Annotated in this window: 27 protein-coding genes; 16 read left to right on the forward strand and 11 right to left on the reverse strand. The window is 62.2% G+C overall.

Annotated elements, in window-relative coordinates; genetic code table 11:
* The first annotated feature begins 106 nt into the window (after positions 1 to 106).
* From GR198_RS03085 to GR198_RS03115, 7 genes are all read left to right on the forward strand, one after another.
* Positions 107 to 937, forward strand: a complete 831-nt coding sequence (locus GR198_RS03085) for a transporter substrate-binding domain-containing protein (protein ID WP_062940503.1) — start codon at positions 107 to 109, stop codon at positions 935 to 937.
* 229 nt (positions 938 to 1,166) lie between these two features.
* The gene (locus GR198_RS03090) at positions 1,167 to 1,610 is read left to right on the forward strand and encodes a type II 3-dehydroquinate dehydratase (protein WP_062940601.1); all 444 of its coding nucleotides are present in this window, start codon (positions 1,167 to 1,169) and stop codon (positions 1,608 to 1,610) included.
* 31 nt (positions 1,611 to 1,641) lie between these two features.
* Positions 1,642 to 2,310: an amino acid ABC transporter permease gene (locus tag GR198_RS03095; RefSeq protein ID WP_164067358.1), complete on the forward strand. Its 669-nt coding sequence runs from the start codon at positions 1,642 to 1,644 to the stop codon at positions 2,308 to 2,310.
* A gap of 10 nt (positions 2,311 to 2,320) precedes the next feature.
* Entirely contained in the window at positions 2,321 to 2,962 is a 642-nt protein-coding gene (locus GR198_RS03100; RefSeq protein ID WP_164067360.1) for an amino acid ABC transporter permease, read from the forward strand.
* 53 nt (positions 2,963 to 3,015) lie between these two features.
* Positions 3,016 to 3,780, forward strand: a complete 765-nt coding sequence (locus GR198_RS03105; RefSeq protein ID WP_129419372.1) for an amino acid ABC transporter ATP-binding protein — start codon at positions 3,016 to 3,018, stop codon at positions 3,778 to 3,780.
* A 44-nt stretch (positions 3,781 to 3,824) separates the two neighbouring features.
* On the forward strand, positions 3,825 to 4,892 hold the full coding sequence (locus tag GR198_RS03110) for a Gfo/Idh/MocA family protein (protein WP_164067362.1): 1,068 nt from the start codon (positions 3,825 to 3,827) through the stop codon (positions 4,890 to 4,892).
* Positions 4,893 to 4,896: 4 nt separating this feature from the next.
* The gene (locus tag GR198_RS03115) at positions 4,897 to 5,727 is read left to right on the forward strand and encodes a shikimate dehydrogenase family protein (RefSeq protein ID WP_164067364.1); all 831 of its coding nucleotides are present in this window, start codon (positions 4,897 to 4,899) and stop codon (positions 5,725 to 5,727) included.
* 59 nt (positions 5,728 to 5,786) lie between these two features.
* Here the strand turns inward: GR198_RS03115 and GR198_RS03120 are convergent, their stop codons facing one another.
* The 6 genes from GR198_RS03120 to pcaD form a co-directional block, all read right to left on the reverse strand.
* The gene (locus tag GR198_RS03120) at positions 5,787 to 6,554 is read right to left on the reverse strand and encodes an SDR family oxidoreductase (RefSeq protein ID WP_062940602.1); all 768 of its coding nucleotides are present in this window, start codon (positions 6,552 to 6,554) and stop codon (positions 5,787 to 5,789) included.
* A 67-nt stretch (positions 6,555 to 6,621) separates the two neighbouring features.
* Positions 6,622 to 7,668: a 3-carboxy-cis,cis-muconate cycloisomerase gene (locus GR198_RS03125; RefSeq protein WP_164067366.1), complete on the reverse strand. Its 1,047-nt coding sequence runs from the start codon at positions 7,666 to 7,668 to the stop codon at positions 6,622 to 6,624.
* 199 nt (positions 7,669 to 7,867) lie between these two features.
* Positions 7,868 to 8,479 carry a protocatechuate 3,4-dioxygenase subunit alpha gene (pcaG, locus tag GR198_RS03130; protein ID WP_164067368.1) on the reverse strand — a complete coding sequence of 204 codons (612 nt, stop codon included), beginning with the start codon at positions 8,477 to 8,479 and terminating at the stop codon, positions 7,868 to 7,870.
* A gap of 2 nt (positions 8,480 to 8,481) precedes the next feature.
* Positions 8,482 to 9,231, reverse strand: coding sequence for a protocatechuate 3,4-dioxygenase subunit beta (pcaH, locus tag GR198_RS03135; RefSeq protein ID WP_164067370.1), 750 nt, complete (start codon positions 9,229 to 9,231; stop codon positions 8,482 to 8,484).
* A gap of 9 nt (positions 9,232 to 9,240) precedes the next feature.
* On the reverse strand, positions 9,241 to 9,645 hold the full coding sequence (gene pcaC, locus GR198_RS03140) for a 4-carboxymuconolactone decarboxylase (RefSeq protein WP_017957849.1): 405 nt from the start codon (positions 9,643 to 9,645) through the stop codon (positions 9,241 to 9,243).
* Positions 9,642 to 10,451 (reverse strand): 3-oxoadipate enol-lactonase, encoded by an 810-nt coding sequence (pcaD, locus tag GR198_RS03145; protein WP_164067372.1) that lies wholly within the window; start codon positions 10,449 to 10,451, stop codon positions 9,642 to 9,644. The genes pcaC and pcaD overlap by 4 nt, the downstream gene beginning before the upstream one ends.
* A gap of 95 nt (positions 10,452 to 10,546) precedes the next feature.
* On the opposite strand from pcaD, the gene pcaQ reads away from it, so the two are divergent.
* The 3 genes from pcaQ to GR198_RS03160 are packed head-to-tail and all read left to right on the forward strand — an operon-like array spanning position 10,547 to position 12,714.
* Positions 10,547 to 11,467 (forward strand): pca operon transcription factor PcaQ, encoded by a 921-nt coding sequence (pcaQ, locus tag GR198_RS03150; protein WP_164067375.1) that lies wholly within the window; start codon positions 10,547 to 10,549, stop codon positions 11,465 to 11,467.
* Between the two features lie 57 nt (positions 11,468 to 11,524).
* The gene (locus GR198_RS03155) at positions 11,525 to 12,046 is read left to right on the forward strand and encodes an MbcA/ParS/Xre antitoxin family protein (RefSeq protein WP_164067377.1); all 522 of its coding nucleotides are present in this window, start codon (positions 11,525 to 11,527) and stop codon (positions 12,044 to 12,046) included.
* Positions 12,043 to 12,714, forward strand: coding sequence for an RES family NAD+ phosphorylase (locus GR198_RS03160; RefSeq protein ID WP_164067379.1), 672 nt, complete (start codon positions 12,043 to 12,045; stop codon positions 12,712 to 12,714). Before GR198_RS03155 ends, GR198_RS03160 begins: the two co-directional genes overlap by 4 nt.
* A 40-nt stretch (positions 12,715 to 12,754) precedes the next feature.
* On the opposite strand, the gene GR198_RS03165 is transcribed toward GR198_RS03160, so the two are convergent.
* The gene (locus tag GR198_RS03165) at positions 12,755 to 13,396 is read right to left on the reverse strand and encodes an alpha/beta hydrolase family protein (RefSeq protein WP_164067381.1); all 642 of its coding nucleotides are present in this window, start codon (positions 13,394 to 13,396) and stop codon (positions 12,755 to 12,757) included.
* Positions 13,397 to 13,466: 70 nt separating this feature from the next.
* Between GR198_RS03165 and GR198_RS03170 the strand changes: the two genes are divergently transcribed.
* The 6 genes from GR198_RS03170 to GR198_RS03195 all read left to right on the forward strand — a co-directional run bounded on the left by GR198_RS03170 (position 13,467) and on the right by GR198_RS03195 (position 16,937).
* Positions 13,467 to 13,649, forward strand: coding sequence for a hypothetical protein (locus GR198_RS03170; RefSeq protein ID WP_003548476.1), 183 nt, complete (start codon positions 13,467 to 13,469; stop codon positions 13,647 to 13,649).
* Between the two features lie 675 nt (positions 13,650 to 14,324).
* A complete protein-coding gene (locus tag GR198_RS35635) occupies positions 14,325 to 14,711 on the forward strand; it encodes a hypothetical protein (RefSeq protein WP_246711038.1) in 387 nt (128 codons plus the stop codon).
* 2 nt (positions 14,712 to 14,713) lie between these two features.
* On the forward strand, positions 14,714 to 15,463 hold the full coding sequence (locus GR198_RS03180) for a sulfite exporter TauE/SafE family protein (RefSeq protein WP_164067383.1): 750 nt from the start codon (positions 14,714 to 14,716) through the stop codon (positions 15,461 to 15,463).
* A 237-nt stretch (positions 15,464 to 15,700) separates the two neighbouring features.
* Positions 15,701 to 15,961 (forward strand): DUF982 domain-containing protein, encoded by a 261-nt coding sequence (locus GR198_RS03185; RefSeq protein ID WP_017968256.1) that lies wholly within the window; start codon positions 15,701 to 15,703, stop codon positions 15,959 to 15,961.
* 57 nt (positions 15,962 to 16,018) lie between these two features.
* Complete coding sequence (locus GR198_RS35265) at positions 16,019 to 16,243, forward strand: hypothetical protein (protein ID WP_204336995.1); 225 nt, start codon at positions 16,019 to 16,021, stop codon at positions 16,241 to 16,243.
* Positions 16,236 to 16,937: a DUF899 family protein gene (locus tag GR198_RS03195; protein WP_164067385.1), complete on the forward strand. Its 702-nt coding sequence runs from the start codon at positions 16,236 to 16,238 to the stop codon at positions 16,935 to 16,937. The genes GR198_RS35265 and GR198_RS03195 overlap by 8 nt, the downstream gene beginning before the upstream one ends.
* Before the next feature lie 21 nt (positions 16,938 to 16,958).
* On the opposite strand, the gene GR198_RS03200 is transcribed toward GR198_RS03195, so the two are convergent.
* The 4 genes from GR198_RS03200 to hutG all read right to left on the reverse strand — a co-directional run bounded on the left by GR198_RS03200 (position 16,959) and on the right by hutG (position 20,849).
* Positions 16,959 to 17,588, reverse strand: a complete 630-nt coding sequence (locus tag GR198_RS03200; RefSeq protein WP_164067387.1) for a J domain-containing protein — start codon at positions 17,586 to 17,588, stop codon at positions 16,959 to 16,961.
* 175 nt (positions 17,589 to 17,763) lie between these two features.
* On the reverse strand, positions 17,764 to 18,339 hold the full coding sequence (locus GR198_RS03205; protein WP_164067389.1) for a HutD/Ves family protein: 576 nt from the start codon (positions 18,337 to 18,339) through the stop codon (positions 17,764 to 17,766).
* Between the two features lie 5 nt (positions 18,340 to 18,344).
* Entirely contained in the window at positions 18,345 to 20,018 is a 1,674-nt protein-coding gene (gene hutU / locus GR198_RS03210; RefSeq protein ID WP_164067391.1) for a urocanate hydratase, read from the reverse strand.
* Positions 20,019 to 20,042: 24 nt separating this feature from the next.
* On the reverse strand, positions 20,043 to 20,849 hold the full coding sequence (hutG, locus tag GR198_RS03215; RefSeq protein ID WP_164067393.1) for an N-formylglutamate deformylase: 807 nt from the start codon (positions 20,847 to 20,849) through the stop codon (positions 20,043 to 20,045).
* Between the last annotated feature and the right edge of the window lie 48 nt (positions 20,850 to 20,897).

Here is a 20,897-nt window from a genome sequence, read left to right on the forward strand (position 1 = left end):
GAAAAACTCTGTTGATTTGACCGCTCGTCTCTGGCAATCATTGCTCACACAGTCAAAAGGTGAGGTGGCTGTCCGGTCGAGTGACCGCCAAAGGAGGAGGAATCACATGTTCAAATCTATGCTGACGCGCCGAAACGCGATGCTCGGAGCCGCGGCCCTGGTGGCTGCCGTCACCCTGGCGCAACCGGCCGCCGCCATCACGCCTGATGAAATCAAGGCTCGCGGCAAGATCATCGTCGGAATTCAGGGCGACAACCCGCCTTGGGGCTTTGTGACCAGCGGCGGCAAACAGGACGGCCTCGATGCCGACATCGCGACGCTGTTTGCCAAGGAACTGGGTGTTTCCGTCGAGTTCGTGCCGCTTGAAGTCAACAACCGCATTCCCGCACTGACGGCCGGCCGCGTCGATGTTCTCTTCGCGACGATGGCGATGCTGCCGGATCGTGCAAAGGCCGTGCAGTTCAGCAAGCCCTATGTTGCCAATGCCATCGTTCTGATTGGTCCGAAATCGGCTGAGATCAAGAAGAATGACGACATGGCCAAGTTCACGGTCGGCGTCGCCAAGGGGGCTGCCCAGGACACGCAGGTCACCAAGAACGCACCGCCGAGCACGACCATCCGCCGCTATGATGGAGATGCCGCGAGCGTCCAGGCCCTGGTGTCCGGCCAGGTCGAGACGCTTGGTGGCAACATCTTCTACATGGACCGGGTGGAGAAGGCCCGTCCGGGCGAATTCGAAAACAAGCTTGAATTCCAGAAGCTCTACAACGGTGCTTGCACGCGTCTCGGCGAAAAGGAAATCAATGCGGCGCTCAACACCTTCATCGACAAGATCAAGGCCAACGGCGAACTCAAGGCGGTCTACGACAAGTGGATGAAGGTTCCGGTCCCGGAATTCCCGGAAACGCTGGAAGGCATTCCGTTCGCGGCGAACTGAGCGAACCGCAAAGCCGGACGAGGCCCGGCTTTCCGGCTGATATAGGGCCCGCCAACCGCTCTTCCGTCATGCTCGGGCTCGTCCCGAGCATCCACGGCGGCGGATCCCCGGCAGAAAGCCGAGGATGATGTCCTCATAGAGGCAAACCTCACGAGACAAGGCCGGGCATGCGATGCCCGGCAACGCAACCGCCATGCCTAAGGCTCTGCCCGCATCCAGGAGCGCGATCATGAACAAACCAATCTTTGTGCTCAACGGGCCGAACCTCAATCTTCTCGGTCAGCGCGAGCCGGCGATCTATGGAACCACGACGCTGGCCGACATCAGGAAACGGTGCATGACCAAGGCAAAGTCCTTGGGATTCGACGTCGAGTTCCGGCAGACCAATTTCGAGGGCGAACTGGTTGAGAGCGTGCACCAGGCCCGGACCGACGCCTGTGGCATCATCATCAATCCTGCCGGCTATACGTTCACATCGATCGCTCTTCTCGATGCGTTGAAAATGTTCGACCCGCCGAAGATCGAGCTGCATATTTCCAATGTTCATGCGCGCGAAAGCATCTACCACAATTCGCTGATCTCGCGCGTTGCCACGGCCATCATGATCGGCTTTGGAGCAGACGGCTACGAGCTGGCTATCCAGGCAATGGCTGGAATGGTCAAGCGCGACTGAACTTTCAGGAAGACGGACCAGAAGGATCGCCATGAATTATAAGTTGGATTTCACCCCGGTCATAGATGGCCTGCCGAGCCTTCTGCTCGGCTGTCTCGGGACATTCTTGCTTGCCATTTGTGGGATGCTGCTGGCGATCGCGATCGGAATTGGCGGCGTTGCCTTGCGCGACTCTGCCCTGAAGCCGGCGCGATGGCTGGTTATCGCCTTCGTCGAGTTGATCCGCAACACGCCGTTTCTGGTGCAGATCTTCTTCATCTACTTCGCGCTTCCGCTCACAGGCATCAGGCTCGATCCGACGCCGACGGCGATTATCGCGCTCGGGATTAACGGCGGCGCCTACGCCATCGAGATCATTCGTGGCGGGGTTCAGTCGATCCCGAAGGGACAGATGGAAGCGGGGCTGGCCCTTGGTCTGCACAAGGCTCAGGTTTTCCGGCTGATCATCCTCAAGCCGGCATTGCGGGCGATCTATCCGTCCCTGACCAGCCAGTTCGTCCTGCTGACGCTGACCACCAGCATTGCCTCGGCGATTTCGGCCTACGAGCTGACGTCCGTTTCGCAGCGCATCGAGTCGGAGAGCTTCCGCAGCTTCGAGGTCTACTTCACCGTCACGGTTTTCTATTTCGTGATCTCCTGGCTGATGATGCGCATCTTCGCGCTGTTTTCGGCGCGCTACTTCAAATATCCGGTCAAGTAGGAGGAATTCCATGAGTCACGAAGAATTCGTCTTCCTCCTCATCGGCCTGAAATGGACCGTGCTCCTGTCTGCCGTCGGCTTTGTCTGCGGCGGCATTGCAGGGCTCGGCGTCGCGCTTGCCCGTGCCTCGGGCATGCCGCTGCTGGAACGCGTCACGGCCGGCTACATCGCCGTCTTCCAGGGAACCCCGCTGCTGATGCAGCTTTTCGTCGTCTATTACGGCCTGGCGCTGGTGGGGCTGATGCTCGATGCCTGGGTGGCCGTCGCCATCGGCCTGACGCTGCATGCCAGCGCCTATCTCGGCGAGATCTGGCGCGGATCGATCGAAGCGGTTCCGCGCGGCCAGACGGAAGCGGCAAAGGCTCTCAGCCTGAGATACATCTCGCGCATGAAGGATGTCATCCTGCCGCAGGCGCTGCGCATCTCGCTGCCAGCCACGATCGGTTTCCTCGTGCAGTTGATCAAGGGCACCTCGCTTGCGTCAATCGTCGGCTTCACCGAGCTGACGCGGGCCGGCAACATCATCTCCAACCAGATTTTCCAACCGCTGACGGTCTTCGGCATCGTCGGCATTCTCTATTTCCTGATGTGCTGCCCACTGACGCTTCTTGGCGCCCGCCTCGAACGAAAGTTCGCCGTCTCCGCGCGCTGATCCGCATCCCTCGTCCTCGACGCGGTCCAGCCCGCCAATATGGAGTTCTACCGATGACCAGTCCCAGTCCCGCTCAAGGCGCGGAAACCATGATCACCATGGAGCGGGTGGAGAAGTGGTATGGCGCTTTTCAAGCCCTGCGCGACATCAACATATCGGTTCGCAGCGGCGAGAGGATCGTCTTGTGCGGGCCTTCCGGCAGCGGCAAGTCGACGCTCATTCGCTGCATCAACCATCTCGAGACCTACGAAAAAGGTGAAATCCGCGTCGGCGGGATTCTTCTCGGCAATCAGGCCAAGACCATCGATGCGATCCGTCGCGAGGTCGGCATGGTCTTCCAGCAGTTCAATCTGTTTCCGCATCTGACCGTGCTGCAGAACTGCATGCTGGCGCCGATGAAGGCAGCCGGCGTCGGTAGGGCGGAGGCCGAGGAACGGGCACGCGGGCTGCTCGAGCGGGTCAAGATCCTGGAGCAGGCCGACAAATATCCGGTGCAGCTTTCTGGTGGCCAGCAACAGCGTGTCGCCATCGCCCGCGCGCTTTGCATGCGACCGAAAGTGATGCTGTTCGATGAGCCGACGTCGGCGCTTGACCCGGAGATGGTCAAGGAGGTGCTGGATACGATGATCGCGCTGGCCGACGAGGGCATGACGATGATCTGCGTCACACACGAAATGGGCTTTGCCCGCCAGGTCGCCGATCGCGTGATCTTCATGGCCAGCGGCGCGATCGTCGAGGAAGCCCCGCCGGCCGAGTTCTTCACGAACCCACAGCATGAGCGAACCAGGAAATTCCTCGGAGAAATCCTGCGGAAGTAAGGCGTCTCAAGGTCGACGCGTCTGGCAAATTATGGGAGCCGGCAATGAAGCCGCTGGAGATTGCAGTCATGGGAGCCGGCCTCATCGGCAGGCGCCACGTCGAGCGTGTCATGTCCGAGCCCGGAACCGTTCTCTCGGCGGTGATCGATCCTTCCGCCGCCGGTCGCGACTTTGCCGAGTCTGTCGGCGCCCGATGGTACCGGAGCTTCTTAGACATCCGCGTCGAGGACAGGCCTCACGGCGTCATCGTGGCAACGCCGAACCAGCTTCACGTCGAGAACGGAATGGAGATCGTCGCCGCCGGCATCCCCGTTCTGATCGAGAAACCGATCGCCGACGATGTCGATGCTGCAGCCGCACTGGTCGCCGCCGGCGAGAAAGCGGGCATACCGCTGCTGGTCGGCCATCACAGGCGCCACAATCCGATGATCCAGGCGGTCAAACAGATCGTCGACGGCGGAAGGCTTGGCCGGATCATCGCGGTGCACGGCACGTTCTGGGTCGCCAAGCCCGACGACTATTTCGATATACCCTGGCGGCGCGAAGCGGGCGCCGGCCCGGTCTTCGTCAACCTGATCCACGATGTCGATCTCTTCCGATATCTCTTCGGCGAGGTCGAAGCCGTCCATGCGATGGAATCGCACGCGGTGCGGAACCATGCCGTCGAGGATACGGCCGTCGTCACGCTGCGTTTCGCAAGCGGGGTGCTTGCCACCCTCAACGGCAGTGATGCCGCGGCCGCGCCCTGGAGCTGGGAGACGACCACCGGTGAGAACCCCGCTTTTCCCCATTACGATCAATTCTGCTACCAGATCGGCGGCACCAGGGGTTCGCTCGGAATTCCCGATTTGACGCTTTGGACGAGCCCTTCGAGGCCCGACTGGCTGGAGCAGCTTGCCCAGGAGCGGGTGCCCTACGCAGCAGCCGATCCCCTTTGCGTTCAGCTCGGACATTTTTGCGACGTCATTCGTGGCGATGCCACGCCTCTGGTGAGTGGCCGGGAGGGCCTCGCCACGCTCAGGGTCGTCGAAGCGATCAAGAGATCGGCGCGCTGGGGACAGATGATCCACCTCGCGGACGCCAGCGCCTCTTCCGATCCCCAGAAAGTCTGACCACATGATCACAGGGACGACCAAACTCATCGCGCACCTCGGCTATCCGACGGAGTCCTTCAAGGCGCCGCTGATCTACAATCCGTACTTCGAGAAGAACGGAATTGATGCCGTCGTCGTGCCGATGGGCTGCAGGCCGGAGGATTATCCGGTGTTTTTGAAACTTCTGTTCCGGCTATCCAATATCCACGGTGCTCTCATCACCATGCCGCACAAGATTTCGACGATGGCGCTGCTCGACGAAACGTCGACCAGTGCGAAAGTCGCCGGCTCGTGCAATGCAGTGCGTCTCGGGTCGGACGGCAGGCTGATCGGTGACATGTTCGATGGCGAGGGCTTCGTTCGCGGTGTATTGCGCAAGGGCAAAAAGGTCGAAGGAGCGCGTGCGCTCATCGCCGGTGCAGGCGGGGTCGGCTCCGCGATCGCGGCGTCGTTGGCACAGGCGGGGGTGGAGCATCTGGCGATCTTCGACGCCAATGAGGCGACCGCGACCGCGCTGCTGGACAGGCTGAGGAAATACTATCCACAGCTTGATGTGACGGTCGGCTCCGCCGATCCTGAAGGTTTCGACATCGTCGTCAACGCGACACCTCTCGGCATGCGACGCGGTGACCCGCTGCCGATCGATATCGACCGCATCTCGCCATCGACCTTCGTCGGCGAGGTCGTGATGACGAAGGAGATAACCCCCTTTCTCGAGGCCGCGCGGGCGCGCGGCTGTGCATTTCAGGTTGGGACGGACATGTTGTTCGAACAGATCCCCGCCTATCTCGAATTTTTCGAATTCCCGACGACGACGGCCGACAATCTGCGGGCGATCGCCAAACTCGGATGATGCGAATTTAGAGCATGATGCCGAAAAGCGTGTGAGCGGTTTTCGGACGACAGTCTGTTCTAGAGCGAGACGGTGATGCCGCCGTCGACGGTCAGCATATGGCCGTTGACGAAGGAGGAGGCATCCGAGGCCAGGAAGACGGCGGCGCCGACAAGCTCCTTGACCTCGCCCCAGCGGCCGGCCGGCGTGCGGGTTTCCAGCCAGCCAGAAAACTTGGGATCGTCGACAAGCGCCTGGTTGAGCGGCGTGCGGAAATAGCCGGGCGCGATCGCATTGACCTGCAGGCCGTATTTCGCCCAGTCGGTCGCCATGCCGCGCGTAAGGTTCTTCACCGCGCCCTTGGTCGCGGTATAGGGTGCGATGCCGGGACGGGCGAGTTCGGCCTGGACGGAGGCGATGTTGATGATCTTGCCGCGGCCGCGCGATATCATCGCCTGGGCGACCGGCTGGCTGACATAGAACAGGCTGGAGACGTTGGTCTTGAAGATCTCGTCCCATTTGTCGACCGGAAAGTTCTCCAGCGGTGTGCGGAACTGCATGCCGGCATTGTTGACGAGGATGTCGATCGGGCCGATCTCCGCCTCTATATAGGCGATGGCGGTGCGGCTCGCCTCCGCATCGGTGACGTCGAAAGCGGCACTGACGGCATGGCGATGGCTGCGACGGATATCCTCGGCGGCGGCCTCCGCCTTCTGCGCATTGCGGCCGTTGATGATGATCGAAGCGCCATGCTCGGCAAGCCCGACCGCCAACGCGCGGCCGATGCCCTGGCTGGAGCCGGTGACGAGGGCGCGGCGGCCGGAGAGGTCGAAGAGGGGAAAGGTCACGAGACTGCTCCTGATTTCATTGCACTCTGCATAGCCGGTTTCCGGCATGAGATGCAAAGGCGCTGAATCAGGTCGTTCCAAGCCTCTTGATATTCCCCATCAGCTCCTTCGCCAGCCGCAGGCTGGCGGCGGTTGCTATCGTCATTTGCGGCAGCAGCAGCCATTCGAGCGTCCAGGCGGCGCCCGAGCGTTCCTGTTCGTGTACAAGGGACTGGTGGACGCCCGATAGAAGAGTGGCGTTGAAGCGCGCGAGCGAGATGAGGACTTCGGCGGAAACGGGGTTCTGCTTGTGCGCCATCGCCGACGAAGTGCCGCCGCCTGAGATTTCGATCTCGCCGCCGGCCTGGGCAAGCAGCGCGATATCTTGGCCCATCTTGCCGAGACTGCCCGATATCGACGCGAACAGGCCGGCAATATCGGCGATCGGCAGACGCCCGCTCTGCCATTGCGGCGCATCTGTGAGGCCGAGTTCCTGGGCGAGCGAGCCGCGGATGGCGGCAGCCTGCGATCCGAGCTTGTTCAGCGTGCCGGCCGCACCACCGAACTGGACGGGAAAGCTCTGCTCGGTCAGGCGGTCGCGATAGGTCGTCAGCGGCTCTCGCCATGCACGGAGGCGATCGGAGACCGTGATCGGGATCGCCGCCTGCATGCGGGTGTGACCCATCAACTGGTTCCGGCCGAACTGCCGGTCGAGCGCATCGAGTCCCGCGGCGATGGTGGAAAGCCGGCCGGCAAACAGGAAGACGACGGCCTTCAGGCGGATCATCAGGCTGGTATCGATGACATCCTGGCTGGTCGCGCCGAGATGAAGGCTTTTTGCCGCTTCCTCGCCGACACTAGCGCGCAGCTGCTTGATGAGATCGGGAACGACGACGCCGTCCCTTGCCGTTGCCGATCGAAGACTGGGCACATCGGCCGAGAAGGCAGCGCAGGTGTCAGTGATGCGCCTTGCCGCTTCGGCAGGAATGAGGCCGTGAGCGGCTTCAGCCTTTGCAAGTGCGGCCTCGAAGGAAAGCATGGCCCGGATATCCGCCTCGGCGGAGAAATAGGGCGCGATTTCATCGTCGCCGAGTAGGCCGGAAAGGAAAGGATGGTCGAAGGGCGATGCGGTCATGATCGTCTCGGTTTGTGGTGGTGGCCCCCTCATCCGGCTGCCGCCACCTTCTCCCCGTTGGGGAGAAGGGACTCGGGCGGCGGTGGCGCCTTCTGGGCAGATATTCTCGCGTAGCACTGTTCCCCTCTCCCCTCGGGGAGAGGGCAGGGTGAGGGGGGCTACTTGCTCGGAGCTCTCCGAACAAGCCGTCCGCGCACCCTCAGATATCCAGAAACACCGTTTCCTTCGGACCCTGCAGATGGATGTCGAAATGACAGGTTGCGCCGTCGCGGGTGGCGATCATCGTTGCGACGCGCTCGCGATGTTCGATGCGGGAAAGTAGCGGGTCGGCGGCGTTGGCTTCCGTCTCTTCCGGAAAATACATGCGCGTGTGCAGGCCGATATTGATGCCGCGGGCGACGATCCAGAAGGTGATGTGCGGGGCTTGTCTGCGGCCGTCCTTGAAGGGGACACGGCCGGGCTTGACCGTCTCGAAGCTGTAGACGCCGTCCTCGGCGCGGGTTGGGCAGCGGCCCCAGCCGGTGAAATTGGGATCGGCGGCGCCGCGCATTTCCGACGGGCTGTTGTAGAGCCCGGCGCTGTCGGTCTGCCAGATCTCGATGACCGCATCGCGTACCAATGCGCCGGCACCGTCGAAGATTCGGCCGGTGACGGTGATGCGTTCGCCGAGCGTCTTGTCGTTGACCATCCCGATGCCGAGATCGGTGTCGTAGACACCCGAGATGTCGCAGAAATTCGGCGTCAGGCCGATATGCACATAGGGGCCTGCCGTCTGCGACGGGGTTTCCTTGAGGTAGCCGAGCTGCTGCATGGTCAGTTGCCCTCCAATTTGTTTTCGAACATCGTCGAGCGGCGGCCGCGCAGCACGATATCGAATTTATAGGCGCGTGAATCCATCGGGATGGTGTTGCCCCAGTCGAGCGGCGCGATCAGTTGCTCGATCGCCGCCTTGTCGGGGATCGTGCCGACGATCGGACATTTCCAGATCATCGGATCGCCTTCGAAATACATCTGGGTGATCAAGCGCTGAGCAAAGCCATGGCCGAAGATCGAGAAATGAATATGAGCGGGACGCCAATCGTTGATGCCGTTCGGCCAGGGATAGGCGCCGGGGCGGACGGTGCGGAAATGGTAGCGGCCATCCTCGTCGGTGATGGCGCGGCCGCAGCCGCCGAAATTCGGGTCGATCGCCGCCAGATAGGTTTCCTTCTTGTGGCGATATCGGCCGCCGGCATTGGCCTGCCAGAACTCGACCAAGGCGCCTGCAACCGGCCTAGCGCGCTCGTCGATCACACGGCCATGGACGATGATGCGCTCGCCGATGGCGCTTTCGCCGGGCTGCGCGTAGTTCAGGATCAGGTCGTTGTCGAGCTCGCCGATCATCGAATGGCCGAAGACCGGGCCGGTAGTCTCGGAAATCGTGCCGTCGAGCGAGAGCAGCGCGCGCTGCGGCGCGCGCAGCACGGAGGTCTTGTAGCCGGGGGTCAGCGCCGGCGAATGCCAGGCGCGGTCGCGGGCGAAGAAGCCGCCGGTCTCGGGCTTGCGGTTCGGTCGTTCGGACATGTTCCTCCCTCAGGCCGCCTTTTCGGCGTCCATCTGTTCAAAAGCCTGCTTTGCGATCTTGATCGCGTGATTGGCGGCAGGAACGCCGGCATAGATCGCCACATGCAGCAGCGCCTCGCAAATATCCTCGCGGGTCGCCCCGGTATTGGCGGTGGCGCGCACATGCATGGCGACCTCGTCGTCCTGGCCAAGCGCGGCAAGCAGAGCGATCGTGATGATCGAACGCTCGCGCTTCGTCAGCGCCGGGCGCGACCAGACATGACCCCAGGCAGCTTCGGTGATCAGCTCCTGGAAGGGGCGGTCGAACTCCGTCGCAGCAGTGGCGGCCCGGTCGACATGGGCGTCGCCGAGCACGGCGCGGCGGGTCGCCATGCCCTGGCGATAGCGCTCGGAAGGGGACGCGGTCTCATTCATGGGCTGACTTCTCCAGGCGGAATGGATGTGAGGAAGGTGCGGATGATCGCCGTCAGCGCCTCCGGCTGCTCGACGCAGGGAATGTGCGCGCAATTAGGGATGACCTCGTAGCGAGCGCCGGAGATCAGCTTCGCGGTCGAAAGCACGAGATCGGGCGGCGTCGAGCCATCCTGGTCACCGACGATGCAGATCGTCGGGACGGTGATCGTCTTTGCGACCTCGGTGAAATCGGCATCACGGATCGCGGCGCAGGCGGCGACATAACCCTCGACGGGCTGGCGCGTCAGCATATTACAATAGCCGGCATAGGCGGTGCTCTCGGGCCGCCGGAAGGCGGGCGTGAACCAACGCTCCATGACCGCGTCGACGATGCTGCCGATGCCGTTTTGCTCGACGGCGGCGATGCGGGCGTTCCAGCTCTCCGCCGTGCCGATCTTGTGGGCGGTGTCGCAGAGGATCAGCGCGCGGACCAGATCCGGCCGGCGATGATAGAGCGACTGGGCGATGAGGCCGCCGACCGACAGGCCGCAGATTACGGCATCCTTGACCGACAGCAGATCGAGAAGGCCGGCGAGATCCGTCGCATGGTCCTCGATCGATGAGGGCAGCTGGCCGACATCGGAAAGGCCGTGGCCGCTCTTGTCGTAAAGCACGATGGCAAATTCACCGGCAAGCTGAACCACGACGTCGCGCCAGATGCGGAAATCCGTTCCCAGCGAGTTGATAAAGACGATCACCGGCCTGTCGGCGGGGGCACCAATGATCTGATAGTGGATCGTCACATCGTTTATGCGGGCGAATTGCACGTCACTCTCCTCCTGAATGGTGAAATTGACTGGTTGATCCGGTTAAGTAAAATGATATTTATTGGCGTTTCGATAACCCTGGAGTTATGCGAGCGATGATCGACAGCCGGGTCAAGTTCCGCCATCTGCAAACCTTTGTCGAGGTGGCGCGGCAGAAGAGCGTCATGAAGGCCGCCGAATTGCTGCATGTCAGCCAGCCGGCGGTCACCAAGACGATCCGTGAACTGGAACAGGTGCTGGGTGTCGATGTCTTCGAGCGCGACGGCCGCGGCATCAAGATCACCCGCTACGGCGAGGTCTTCCTGCGGCACGCAGGTGCGGCGCTGACGGCGCTACGCCAGGGTCTCGATTCCGTCTCGCAGGAGCAGTTCGCCGATGCGCCGCCGATCCGGATCGGCGCGCTGCCGACGGTGTCATCGCGGATCATGCCGCGGGCGATGGAACTCTTCCTCAAGGAGAAGACCTGGAGCCGGGTGAAGATCGTCACCGGCGAGAACGCCGTGCTGCTGGAGCAGCTTCGCGTCGGTGATCTCGACCTTGTCGTCGGACGTCTGGCCGGCGCCGAGATGATGGCGGGCTTTTCCTTCGAACACCTTTATTCCGAGCAGGTGGTGTTTGCCGTGCGCGCCGGCCATCCGCTGCTCGACGGCCGGCAATCGCTGTTTGCCGGCTTCGGCAACTACACGGTGCTGATGCCGACGCGGGGGTCGATCATCCGGCCGGTGGTTGAAAATTTCCTCATCGCCAACGGCGTTTCCAGCCTGCCGAACCAGATCGAGACGGTGTCGGATTCCTTCGGCCGCGCTTTCCTCAGGGCAAGCGATGCGATCTGGATCATTTCCAACGGCGTGGTGGCCGGCGATGTCGCCGACGGGCGGCTGGCGCTTCTGCCGGTCGATACCGGCGAGACCAAGGGGCCCGTCGGGTTGACGATGCGCGCCGATGCCGTGCCGTCTCTGCCGCAATCGATCCTGATGCAGACGATCCGCGAGGCGGCAGGCGAGGCGAGCCTTTAAATTCGCTTGATGAACGCCTATATTTGGACTATGTCTAATTCAAGACAGGAGGCTTTCATGCAGCATGCGCGACGTGAGCAACGGGAAGACCAAGGGCCACAGCGGCTGGAAATGGAGCGGTTTGCTCCGGCCAACCGCAAGAGGCTGAGCGCCCCGGCCCTGCGAACCTTTCTGGCGATCGCCGATCTCTGGGGGCTGACGGAGGAGCAGCGTCTGCTCATGCTCGGCTATCCCTCCCGGTCGACCTACCACAATTGGGCCAAACAGGCACGCGAGCACGGCGCTTTCACGCTCGATGTCGATACGCTGACCCGCATCTCGGCCGTGCTCGGCATCCATCAGGCGCTCGGCGTGCTGTTTTCCGATGAACGCGCCGGCGTCGCCTGGCTGCGCACACCGCATCAGGCGCCGGTTTTCGGCAGCCATCCGCCTCTTGATATCCTGACCAACGGGACCCAGGACGGGTTGATGACCGTACGCCGGTTTCTCGACGGTGCCCGCGGTGGTCTCTACATGCAGCCGAATGTGCTCGACGAAGCCTTCACACCCTACGAAGATGCGGACATCGTCTTCCGGTGAGGGATCGTTTTGCCCAGGCGCCGCGTCCGTCGTATCGGCTCATCCCGTCGCAATTTCCACCGATCGGGCTTTTTGAGACAGTAACGAGGGCGGCCGATCTCGAAGCCGTGATGGAACTCGTCGGCTGGACCAACGACCGGCTCGTTGCCGACCGCATCCAACGGCTTCCCGAGGACCAATGGGTTTATGGCGTTGCCAATGCCAGCATTGTGATGGCGGCATTCCTGCATGTTGCGCCGGGAGGAATGCGCTTCAACGGCCCCGATCTCGGCGCCTGGTATGCCGCCGACGATCTCAAGACGGCCGCCGCGGAGGTTGGCCATCATCTCAGGCGCGAAGCTGTCGCGCGCGGGGTGGCGACGGTGGCCCGCACCTATAGAAGCTACGCGGCCACTCTGTTTGGAGACTATCTCGACATTCGCGGAGAGCAGATGCTGCGGCCCGATGTCTATGACGGCACCAGCTATGCGGCATCGCAGGTGCTGGGGGAAGAGGTGCGCTCGAGCGGCGGCGCCGGTATCCTCTATGACAGTGTCCGGCTGAGAGGCGGAGTGGCCATCGTCGCGCACCGGCCGCGCAACATTCGGGACGTGGTGCAGGCCGACCACTTCGAAATCACCGTTTCCGCCACCGACCGGCGCATCGATGTCAGGAAGCTTGCGGCCTGACGGCAGCCGCCGCGGGCCGGCGCCGGGGATATGGTGACGCTCAAACCGGCAATCGTTCGGCCCATGCCTTTGCCGTCTTCGCCATCGTGGCGAGGTGATCGGCACTGGAGAAACCGGAGATCGTCTTGCGCGGCTTGAGGTCGTGGTCGCCGTCCTCGAGCCAGAGGATCTCGATCCTGTCGGACAGATCGTAGTCCGGCACCTCGTCCCGCGTGCCGAATTCGTCGCGTGTTCCCTGGCAGATCAACGCGGGAGTCGTCAGCCCCGTGAGATGGCCGGTGCGCAGCTTCTCCGGCTGGCCGGGCGGATGGAAGGGATAGCCGAGGCAGAGCAGGCCGGCAATCTTTCCCCGACGATGGAGATCGTCGGCGACCATGCTGGCGACCCGGCCGCCCATCGACTTGCCGCCGATGATCAGCGGACCGCTGGCGCTGAGTTCGGCAATGGCCGTCTCGTATTCGGGATTGAGCGTTTCGGCGCGCGGCGGCGGTTTACGACCGTCCGAGGTACGGCGGGCGGCCATATAGGCGAATTCGAAACGGGCGACGCGGAAGCCAACGCCGGCGAGTGCATTTGCCGCTGCTGTCATCGATGCCGAATCCATCGGCGCGCCGGCGCCATGCGCCAGAAGGATCGTGAAGCGCGCATCCTGAGGCCCCTGCAGCAGAAACCTGTCAAGCATCGGTAATCCTCCATCCCATCGCCGGAACCATGTCGACGGCCGTGACTTCTTCCTGGAAAGGAGATCGACAATGTCGACGAATGATCAAAACGTAAAGCCCGAGCAGCGGCGCCCCAAAGATGTCGGCGCCGTTCCTGAAAAGCCGGAGCCCGCCGACGCAGAATCGATGGCGCCGCCGGTGGTGCAGCCGGCTGGGGTCAGGGACAAAAGCGAACGACCCGTAGTCAATCCGATCACCGGGGTCGCCTCCTGATCGACTAGAGCATGATGCCGAAAAGTGTGAGCGGTTTTCGGACGACATCCTGATCTAGGGTCAATTATCGTGTAGAACCGCTGAGCCGCCTCTTGAAACCCCGGCGGGAAGGGTCCATATACCCGTCCTGCCTGAAAAATGGATGCGCGCGGTATCGACGTCGTCGAGCTGCTCGTGTCCGACAGGATAAGGGCGCTCCCCGCAGGGGTCGAGCGCCCTTTTTGCTTTCCAGCCCTTGCGTATATCGCCGCTTGCGTCTTGTCGTTTGGCGGAAGGGATTTCAGCGGCGGAGAAGCGAGGCCGCGAGGGACTGCATCATGTCGCAGAACTCTTTCATGCGAATGTTGTTCATAGTCATTCCACATAGGCGGGACCGCTCGTCGGCTCGGGATTTTATCAGGCCGCTTTCTTTCGACGTTTCATGTCGGCTTCGACGTTCTTCTTGAGGGCACCCATCATGTTGATGACGTTCGAAAAACTTTGCGGCGTCGTCCTTTTTGCCCTTGGCCGCCTTGGACGATTTGGACGGCTTGAGAGCCTTCTTCTTGGAAGCTAACGTCGAGCTGGGTGAAAAATAGACTGATCACCATGTAGGCGATCGAGGACAAGGGATAGTCTCTGATGGATTGACGGGCCGCCCGGCGTTAGACAAAACGCGTCAGCAGGAGTTTATCGATGCGTGTTGCCGCCATCCTCTTCATAGCCGTCTGCCTATTCCTGGCGGGAGCGACCGCTTCCCGCGCATATGTGAGCAACTCGAACCTTTGGCTGCTCGCCACCGCGCTTGTCCTCTACACATTAGCTCATCGCCATCAACGCGATCGCCGTTTTGGTTTTCGACGAGAGGCTCGGCTGGCATCAGGCGGTTGGCGTACTCCTCGGGATAGCATCGGTTACGCTCATGGTGATCGGATGAATGGCTCTCAATTGCGTTTCCTTGACTACGGCGAATGGCAGTCGTGGGGCGGACTCTTCTGGACGCGCAACGGCGTGCGGCGATTTGACGGCGGTATTGGACGAGAGGCTCGGCCGGACTCAGGCTTGGGTGCTAAGGCGACCTGAACATGTACGATATCATGCTTCTTTTCCTTGCTGGCTTGTTAGCAGGCAGCATGAATGCGTTGGCGGGCGGCGGGTCGTTCGTATCCCTGCCTGCGCTGATATCGGTCGGAGTGCCGTCGGTAGCCGCAAACGCGACAAGCACCCTAGCCTTGTTTCCCGGCGGCATGGCGAGCTCGTGGGTCTACCGTGACGGGGTTAAGAGTGTGTGCGGCGTCAATGTCGTGCCCATTGCCATCGTGACGGTGATGGGTGGTGTGGCCGGAAGCATTCTGTTGCTGCTAACCCCATCCAGGATCTTCGATGGTCTCCTGCCATGGCTTTTGCTGGTGGCGACATTGATGCTCGCTGCAGGTCCGAGGCTCAGCGCCCAGTTGCAGACGCAGGCACGTCCGAGTGTTCTGGCGTTCGCAATGGTTCAGTTCTTTCTCGGTCTTTATGGCGGCTATTTTGGCGGCGCGGTGGGTCTCATGATGCTTGCGGCATGGAGCGCGCTCGGGGGCGGGGACATCAAGAGCCTGAACCCGACAAGAATGGTGATGGTCACTGCCGCCAACGCGGTCGCCGTCGTCGTCTTCGTACTTGCCGGGGCAATCGTATGGCAGGAGTGCATTCCCATGACGATTGGAGCCGTTATCGGCGGATGGATCGGAGCGCATATCGGACGAAGGCTGCCATCATCGGTCGTCCGGGTGCTAACCCTCACGGTCGCCTTTTTAACGACCGCGGTGTTCTTTTCGCGAGCTTACCTTTGAGCGGAGGTCCGGCACCCCTCAGGCTCTCAGCCAATAACTCTCTTGTTTTATAGGTATTGAGCTTCCTGCAATTGTGCGCCGCCTCCATTGGAGCCAGCCGGTCGAAGGCAGAGCTGATCGATCTTTCGGCGGCGGCCACATTCTGCGGCCTCCGAAACGAGCGCTGGCATGCCAGCGAAGATCACGGAACGGTTCTTGCACGGTTACTAATATGTTTACTGCGGGAGACCTAATGTCATGAAGTGGCGCACATCCGAAGAGTTTGCCCCTCTGATGCTCGTTGTGAGTGGGTCGGAAAAATACAAGCTTGTCGCAACCCTTTTCCAGGCTGCCGAGATGCTGACAGTTGGCTGGCCGATCGACGACGGAGAAGAATATCTTATAGCGATTAGGGCGTGCCGAAATGCAATTCATGGGGAAATTCCGGCTCAGGATGCGCGGGCAGCGCTTATCCGTGCCGCCGACGAAGCTGGCATTCCGGTGATCACCGTTCACTGAGTTTCGCAGCCGACGGTGAAATGAGTTTACGGGGCGGCGTCCTCTAGGAAGGGCGTGATGCTGATCATGAGCTGGTTCGATGATCCGCATTTTGGAACGCGCGAACTTGATCTGCTAGGCCTTGGCGATCCGGGCGCCAAGCCGGCCAAAGCGCGGGGCGAATATTTTCGGTCGGCACTGTCGATTTTCGCATCAGCCGATCGTCCTTGTAATGATGTGCTGGCACCCGGTCGTGGCTTCAGCACGTTCTCAGGCAACAGAAGGAGCTATTGTCATGGATAATCAGCATCTGGTCCCCGCCGCCGTGCTCGCGGCCAAGAACGGCGTCCGGTTTCCCAATGAGAGCGAGGAATATCGCATGGCCCGCGACGCGCTGCTGGCCGAAGAGATCGAATTGCGCCGGCACATCGAGCGCGTGGCGGTACAGCGCCGGGCGTTGCCGCCAGGCGGCGAAGTGACGAAAGACTACCGCTTCGAAGGCAGCGATGGGCCGATATCCTTCCGAGAACTCTTCGCCGACAAGGAGACGCTGATCGTCTACAGCTACATGTTCGGCCCGGAACGCGAGCGCCCTTGCCCGATGTGCACCTCGCTGCTGTCGGCCTGGGACGGCGAGGTGCCCGACATCCAGCAGCGCGCAGCCTTGGCAGTGGTCGCACTTTCGCCGATCGGCAGGCTGCTCGCCTTCAAGAAGGAACGCGGCTGGCACCACCTGCCGCTCTATTCCGACACGACGGGCGACTATAGCCGCGATTATCACGCGATCGGCAGGGGTGGGGGCGATGACGCGGCCTTCAACGTCTTCACGCGCCGCGACGGCAGCATCCGCCATTTCTGGAGCCAGGAGATGGGCGAGGTGACGGCCGACCCCGGCGAGGATCCGCGCGGCGCACCAGACCTGATGCCGCTCTGGACCGTCATCGATTCGACGCCTGAAGGCCGGCCGGCGGACTGGTATCCGAAGCTGTCCTATTAAGATCAGCCGCGTCGTCCGCCGTCAGCCGGTGGAGCGGTTTCTTGAGGGCTCGACCCATTCGATGCTGGTAACCGCGGCATCCGGCAATGGCGGCGGATCGATGTCGTAGACATAGCCGGAGAGCATGTCGGCGGCGCGTTCCGTCGCCTTGATCTTCGCCTCGGTTTCGGCGACCGCTTTGGAGATCGCCTCAATGCGGGCGCGGAACATGTGGGCGAGCACATCGCGGCCGGACTGCTTTTCGAGCCGCTCCAGATGCAGGCCGATTCGCGAGGCGTGGCGCTCCAGCTCGCTCTTGCTGAAACGCGCCTTGCGCAGTTCTTCGGAAAGGCTGTCCTGCATGACGGCGACGGGATCGAAACTTCCGGGTGCGCGTTCGTCGAGGACCGCGTCGGTGACGAGCTTCTCGATCATCACGAGCGCCTGCAATTCGGCCGCATCGGCGAATTCGACGTCGTAGCCGGTATCGTCGTAGACCTTGCGCCGGACCGGATCGAGAAGCAGCCCATAGGCTTTCTGGAGATTGGCAAAGGCGTCCGAATCACCACCTGAATCGGGGTGGGCAACCTTCGCCAAGCGCCGATAGGCGGCCTTCAGCTGCGCCTCGTCCGCATCGCGTTCAACGCCGAGAATATCGTATGGATCCGTCACGCCTGCTCCCTTGCTCCCCGGCACGTCGCGGGCAGTCTAGGTCTTCTTCTGCATCAGAAGGGCAAAGTTTAGACCGAAACGAGGAATGACGTCCATGGCCCGAGATGGCGATGGTTTATGCACATACTTCGCCAAATCCTCGATTGTTTAATGGTTTCAATATGTTGTTCGGCGATCAGCCTGTGGTGATCGAAGCGAGATAACATCTGGCTTCGCCATCGATTTCCAGCGCGGTAGCAGTCGCGCCCTTAATCAGCAGCGCATCGCCGGCCGCAAGCGTGCCGGTCTCGCCGTCCCGCCGGAATGACAATGCGCCGCGATGGCAAAGCAACAGGCATGTCGAGGGCGAAAGCCGCACGGTCCTGCTGCCATCGACGTCGATCCGGATCAGCGTATGGGCGAGCCCGTCACGGCGCGTCATGACGTTGAGATCGGTGATCGCTCCGTCCTGGAGCCTGGCCGCGACGGGGACATCCGCCGGGAAGGCCAGCGGATCGCTTGCCGTTGTCAGCAGCACCGGCGCGCTGCCTGCGACATCGAGCACCATGCCGTTGCCATCAAGGATCGCCAGCGTGCGGTCGATACCGGGAAAGATCGAAAACGGGCCGTCCTCTGCGACCGTCGCCATGCTGATGCGCCAGTCGAAGTCGTTGATCGAAGCGCCGGGTGGAAAGACGGCGATCTCCACCGTCTCTCCCTTGCCGTTTTTCCAGGGCATGCGTTTGTGATCGCCGACGCGCAGGACCCTCATCGGGCTCAGTTCCCGAGAATGCCGGGCAGGCGCAGGCCCTTTTCCTTGGCGCAGTCGATGGCGATCTCGTAACCGGCATCGGCGTGGCGCATGACGCCGGTCGCCGGGTCGTTCCAGAGCACGCGCTCGAGGCGTCTGGCGGCATCGTCCGTGCCATCGGCGCAGATGACCATGCCGGAATGCTGCGAGAAGCCCATGCCAACGCCGCCGCCGTGATGCAGCGACACCCAGGTGGCGCCCGACGCCGTGTTGAGCAGGGCGTTGAGCAGCGGCCAGTCGGAGACGGCGTCGGAGCCATCCTTCATCGCTTCGGTCTCGCGGTTCGGCGAAGCGACGGAGCCAGAGTCCAGATGGTCGCGGCCGATGACGATCGGGGCGGAGAGTTCGCCTGTTCTCACCATTTCGTTGAAGGCAAGACCGAGCTTGTGGCGGTCGCCGAGGCCCACCCAGCAGATGCGTGCCGGCAGGCCCTGGAAGGCGATGCGCTCCCTGGCCATATCGAGCCAATGATGCAGATGCTTGTTGTCAGGCAGCAATTCTTTCACCTTGGCATCGGTCTTGTAAATATCCTCTGGATCGCCGGAAAGGGCCGCCCAGCGGAAGGGGCCGATGCCGCGGCAAAACAGCGGGCGGATATAGGCCGGCACGAAGCCCGGGAAGGCGAAGGCGTTTTCGAGGCCCTCGTCCTTGGCGACCTGGCGGATATTGTTGCCATAATCGAGTGTCGGCACGCCGGCATTCCAGAAGGCGATCATCGCCTCGACATGCTCGCGCATCGAGGCGCGCGCCGCTTTTTCCACAGCCTTCGGATCGCTTTCGCGCTTTGCCTTCCACTCACCCATCGTCCAGCCCTTCGGCAGGTAGCCGTTGATCGGGTCATGGGCCGAGGTCTGGTCGGTGACGATATCGGGGCGGATGCGGCGGCGGACCATCTCCGGCAGGATTTCGGCAGCATTGCCGAGCAGGCCGACGGACTTCGCCTCGCCGGCCTTGGTCCAGCGGTCGATCATCTCAAGCGCTTCATCGAGCGTCTCGGCCTTGGCGTCGACATAGCGAGTGCGCAGGCGGAAATCGATCGAATCGGGATTGCATTCGACGGCAAGGCAGCAGGCGCCGGCCATGACGGCGGCGAGCGGCTGGGCGCCGCCCATGCCGCCGAGGCCGCCGGTCAGTATCCATTTGCCCTTGAGATTGCCGCCGTAGTGCTGGCGGCCGGCTTCGACGAAGGTCTCGTAGGTGCCCTGCACGATGCCCTGGGTGCCGATGTAGATCCACGAGCCGGCCGTCATCTGGCCGTACATGGCAAGGCCTTTCTTATCCAGCTCGTTGAAATGATCCCAGGTCGCCCAATGCGGCACGAGGTTGGAATTGGCGATCAGCACGCGCGGCGCATCCTTGTGGGTGCGGAACACGCCGACCGGCTTGCCGGATTGCACGACCAGCGTTTCTTCTTCCGTCAGCGTCTTCAGCGTCGCGACGATGCGGTCGAAATCCTCCCAGGTGCGGGCGGCGCGGCCGATGCCGCCATAAACGACGAGCTCGTTCGGGTTTTCGGCGACATCCGGATCGAGATTGTTCATCAGCATGCGCAGTGGCGCTTCGGTCATCCAGCTCTTAGCATTGAGATCGTTGCCGCGGGGCGCGCGGATTTCGCGGATATTGTGGCGTGGATTGCTCATGGCGGTTCCCCTGTCGAGAGATCGTTATCGTTTCAGGCCTGGCGCAATCTGTTCGATGCGCACCAGAATGTTTTTGAGATGAACGCGAAGTCTGTCTGCCTTGCCGGCGTCGTAGGCAAAGGGTGGTGCCTCGGTCTGGAGATGCGTCGATTGCGCGAGTTCCATCTGGATCGCGTGCACGCCAGTGTCGGGCCGACCATAGTGGCGTGTCGTCCAGCCGCCCTTGAAGCGACCGTTGAGCACGCCGTCGTAGCCCTCGGCGGCTTCGACGACGGTGAGCGTCGCCTGCTCGATCGCGCTGTCGCAGGTCTTACCCATATCGGTGCCGATATTGAAATCCGGCAGCTTGCCTTCGAACAGGAAGGGAATGTGCGAGCGGATCGAGTGGCAGTCGTAGAGAATTGCGACGCCATGGATAGCTCTCACGCGCTCGATCTCGGCGGCGAGCGCCGCGTGATAGGGGGCATGGAAGTCCCGCAGCCGCGCCGCGACGTCGGCCTCGTCGGGCGCCTGCCCATCCTTCCAGATCGCCTTGCCGTCGAAATCCGTCTGGGGAACGAGGCCGGTGGTGTTCTGGCCGGGATAGAGGCTGACGCCGGCCGGATCGCGGTTGGCGTCGATCACGTAGCGGTGGAAGGTGGCGCGCACGGTCGTGACATTGTCGAGCAGCCCGTCATAGAGCCGGTGGATGTGCCAGTCGGTGTCGGCTAGCATCCTGCCATTGTCGTTGAGGCGATCGGCGATCTCAGTCGGCACCTCGGTGCCGGTGTGAGGGAAGGCGAGGATGACGGGCGAGGTGCCTGTTGTGATCTCGAAGACGGGCGCGCTCATGAGCAGAGCGGTCCGGCGTTTGGGGCGTTACCCCCCTCTGTCCTGCCG

Source organism: Rhizobium leguminosarum, assembly GCF_010668065.1.
Classification (GTDB): Bacteria; Pseudomonadota; Alphaproteobacteria; order Rhizobiales; family Rhizobiaceae; genus Rhizobium; species Rhizobium leguminosarum_S.

Coding starts and splice junctions, on each gene's coding strand:
- GR198_RS03110 (WP_164067362.1), top strand. CDS start 3,825: ATGAAGCCGCTGGAGATTGCAGTCATGGGAGCCGGCCTCATCGGCAGG.
- GR198_RS03180 (WP_164067383.1), top strand. CDS start 14,714: ATGTACGATATCATGCTTCTTTTCCTTGCTGGCTTGTTAGCAGGCAGC.
- GR198_RS03165 (WP_164067381.1), bottom strand. CDS start 13,396: ATGCTTGACAGGTTTCTGCTGCAGGGGCCTCAGGATGCGCGCTTCACG.
- GR198_RS03095 (WP_164067358.1), top strand. CDS start 1,642: ATGAATTATAAGTTGGATTTCACCCCGGTCATAGATGGCCTGCCGAGC.
- GR198_RS03125 (WP_164067366.1), bottom strand. CDS start 7,668: ATGACCGCATCGCCCTTCGACCATCCTTTCCTTTCCGGCCTACTCGGC.
- hutU (WP_164067391.1), bottom strand. CDS start 20,018: ATGAGCAATCCACGCCACAATATCCGCGAAATCCGCGCGCCCCGCGGC.
- GR198_RS35265 (WP_204336995.1), top strand. CDS start 16,019: ATGCTGATCATGAGCTGGTTCGATGATCCGCATTTTGGAACGCGCGAA.
- pcaG (WP_164067368.1), bottom strand. CDS start 8,479: ATGCAGCAGCTCGGCTACCTCAAGGAAACCCCGTCGCAGACGGCAGGC.
- GR198_RS03195 (WP_164067385.1), top strand. CDS start 16,236: ATGGATAATCAGCATCTGGTCCCCGCCGCCGTGCTCGCGGCCAAGAAC.
- GR198_RS03170 (WP_003548476.1), top strand. CDS start 13,467: ATGTCGACGAATGATCAAAACGTAAAGCCCGAGCAGCGGCGCCCCAAA.
- pcaH (WP_164067370.1), bottom strand. CDS start 9,231: ATGTCCGAACGACCGAACCGCAAGCCCGAGACCGGCGGCTTCTTCGCC.
- GR198_RS03155 (WP_164067377.1), top strand. CDS start 11,525: ATGCAGCATGCGCGACGTGAGCAACGGGAAGACCAAGGGCCACAGCGG.
- GR198_RS03100 (WP_164067360.1), top strand. CDS start 2,321: ATGAGTCACGAAGAATTCGTCTTCCTCCTCATCGGCCTGAAATGGACC.
- GR198_RS03085 (WP_062940503.1), top strand. CDS start 107: ATGTTCAAATCTATGCTGACGCGCCGAAACGCGATGCTCGGAGCCGCG.
- GR198_RS03105 (WP_129419372.1), top strand. CDS start 3,016: ATGACCAGTCCCAGTCCCGCTCAAGGCGCGGAAACCATGATCACCATG.
- GR198_RS03115 (WP_164067364.1), top strand. CDS start 4,897: ATGATCACAGGGACGACCAAACTCATCGCGCACCTCGGCTATCCGACG.
- GR198_RS03090 (WP_062940601.1), top strand. CDS start 1,167: ATGAACAAACCAATCTTTGTGCTCAACGGGCCGAACCTCAATCTTCTC.
- pcaC (WP_017957849.1), bottom strand. CDS start 9,645: ATGAATGAGACCGCGTCCCCTTCCGAGCGCTATCGCCAGGGCATGGCG.
- pcaQ (WP_164067375.1), top strand. CDS start 10,547: ATGATCGACAGCCGGGTCAAGTTCCGCCATCTGCAAACCTTTGTCGAG.
- hutG (WP_164067393.1), bottom strand. CDS start 20,849: ATGAGCGCGCCCGTCTTCGAGATCACAACAGGCACCTCGCCCGTCATC.
- GR198_RS03205 (WP_164067389.1), bottom strand. CDS start 18,339: ATGAGGGTCCTGCGCGTCGGCGATCACAAACGCATGCCCTGGAAAAAC.
- GR198_RS35635 (WP_246711038.1), top strand. CDS start 14,325: ATGCGTGTTGCCGCCATCCTCTTCATAGCCGTCTGCCTATTCCTGGCG.
- GR198_RS03185 (WP_017968256.1), top strand. CDS start 15,701: ATGAAGTGGCGCACATCCGAAGAGTTTGCCCCTCTGATGCTCGTTGTG.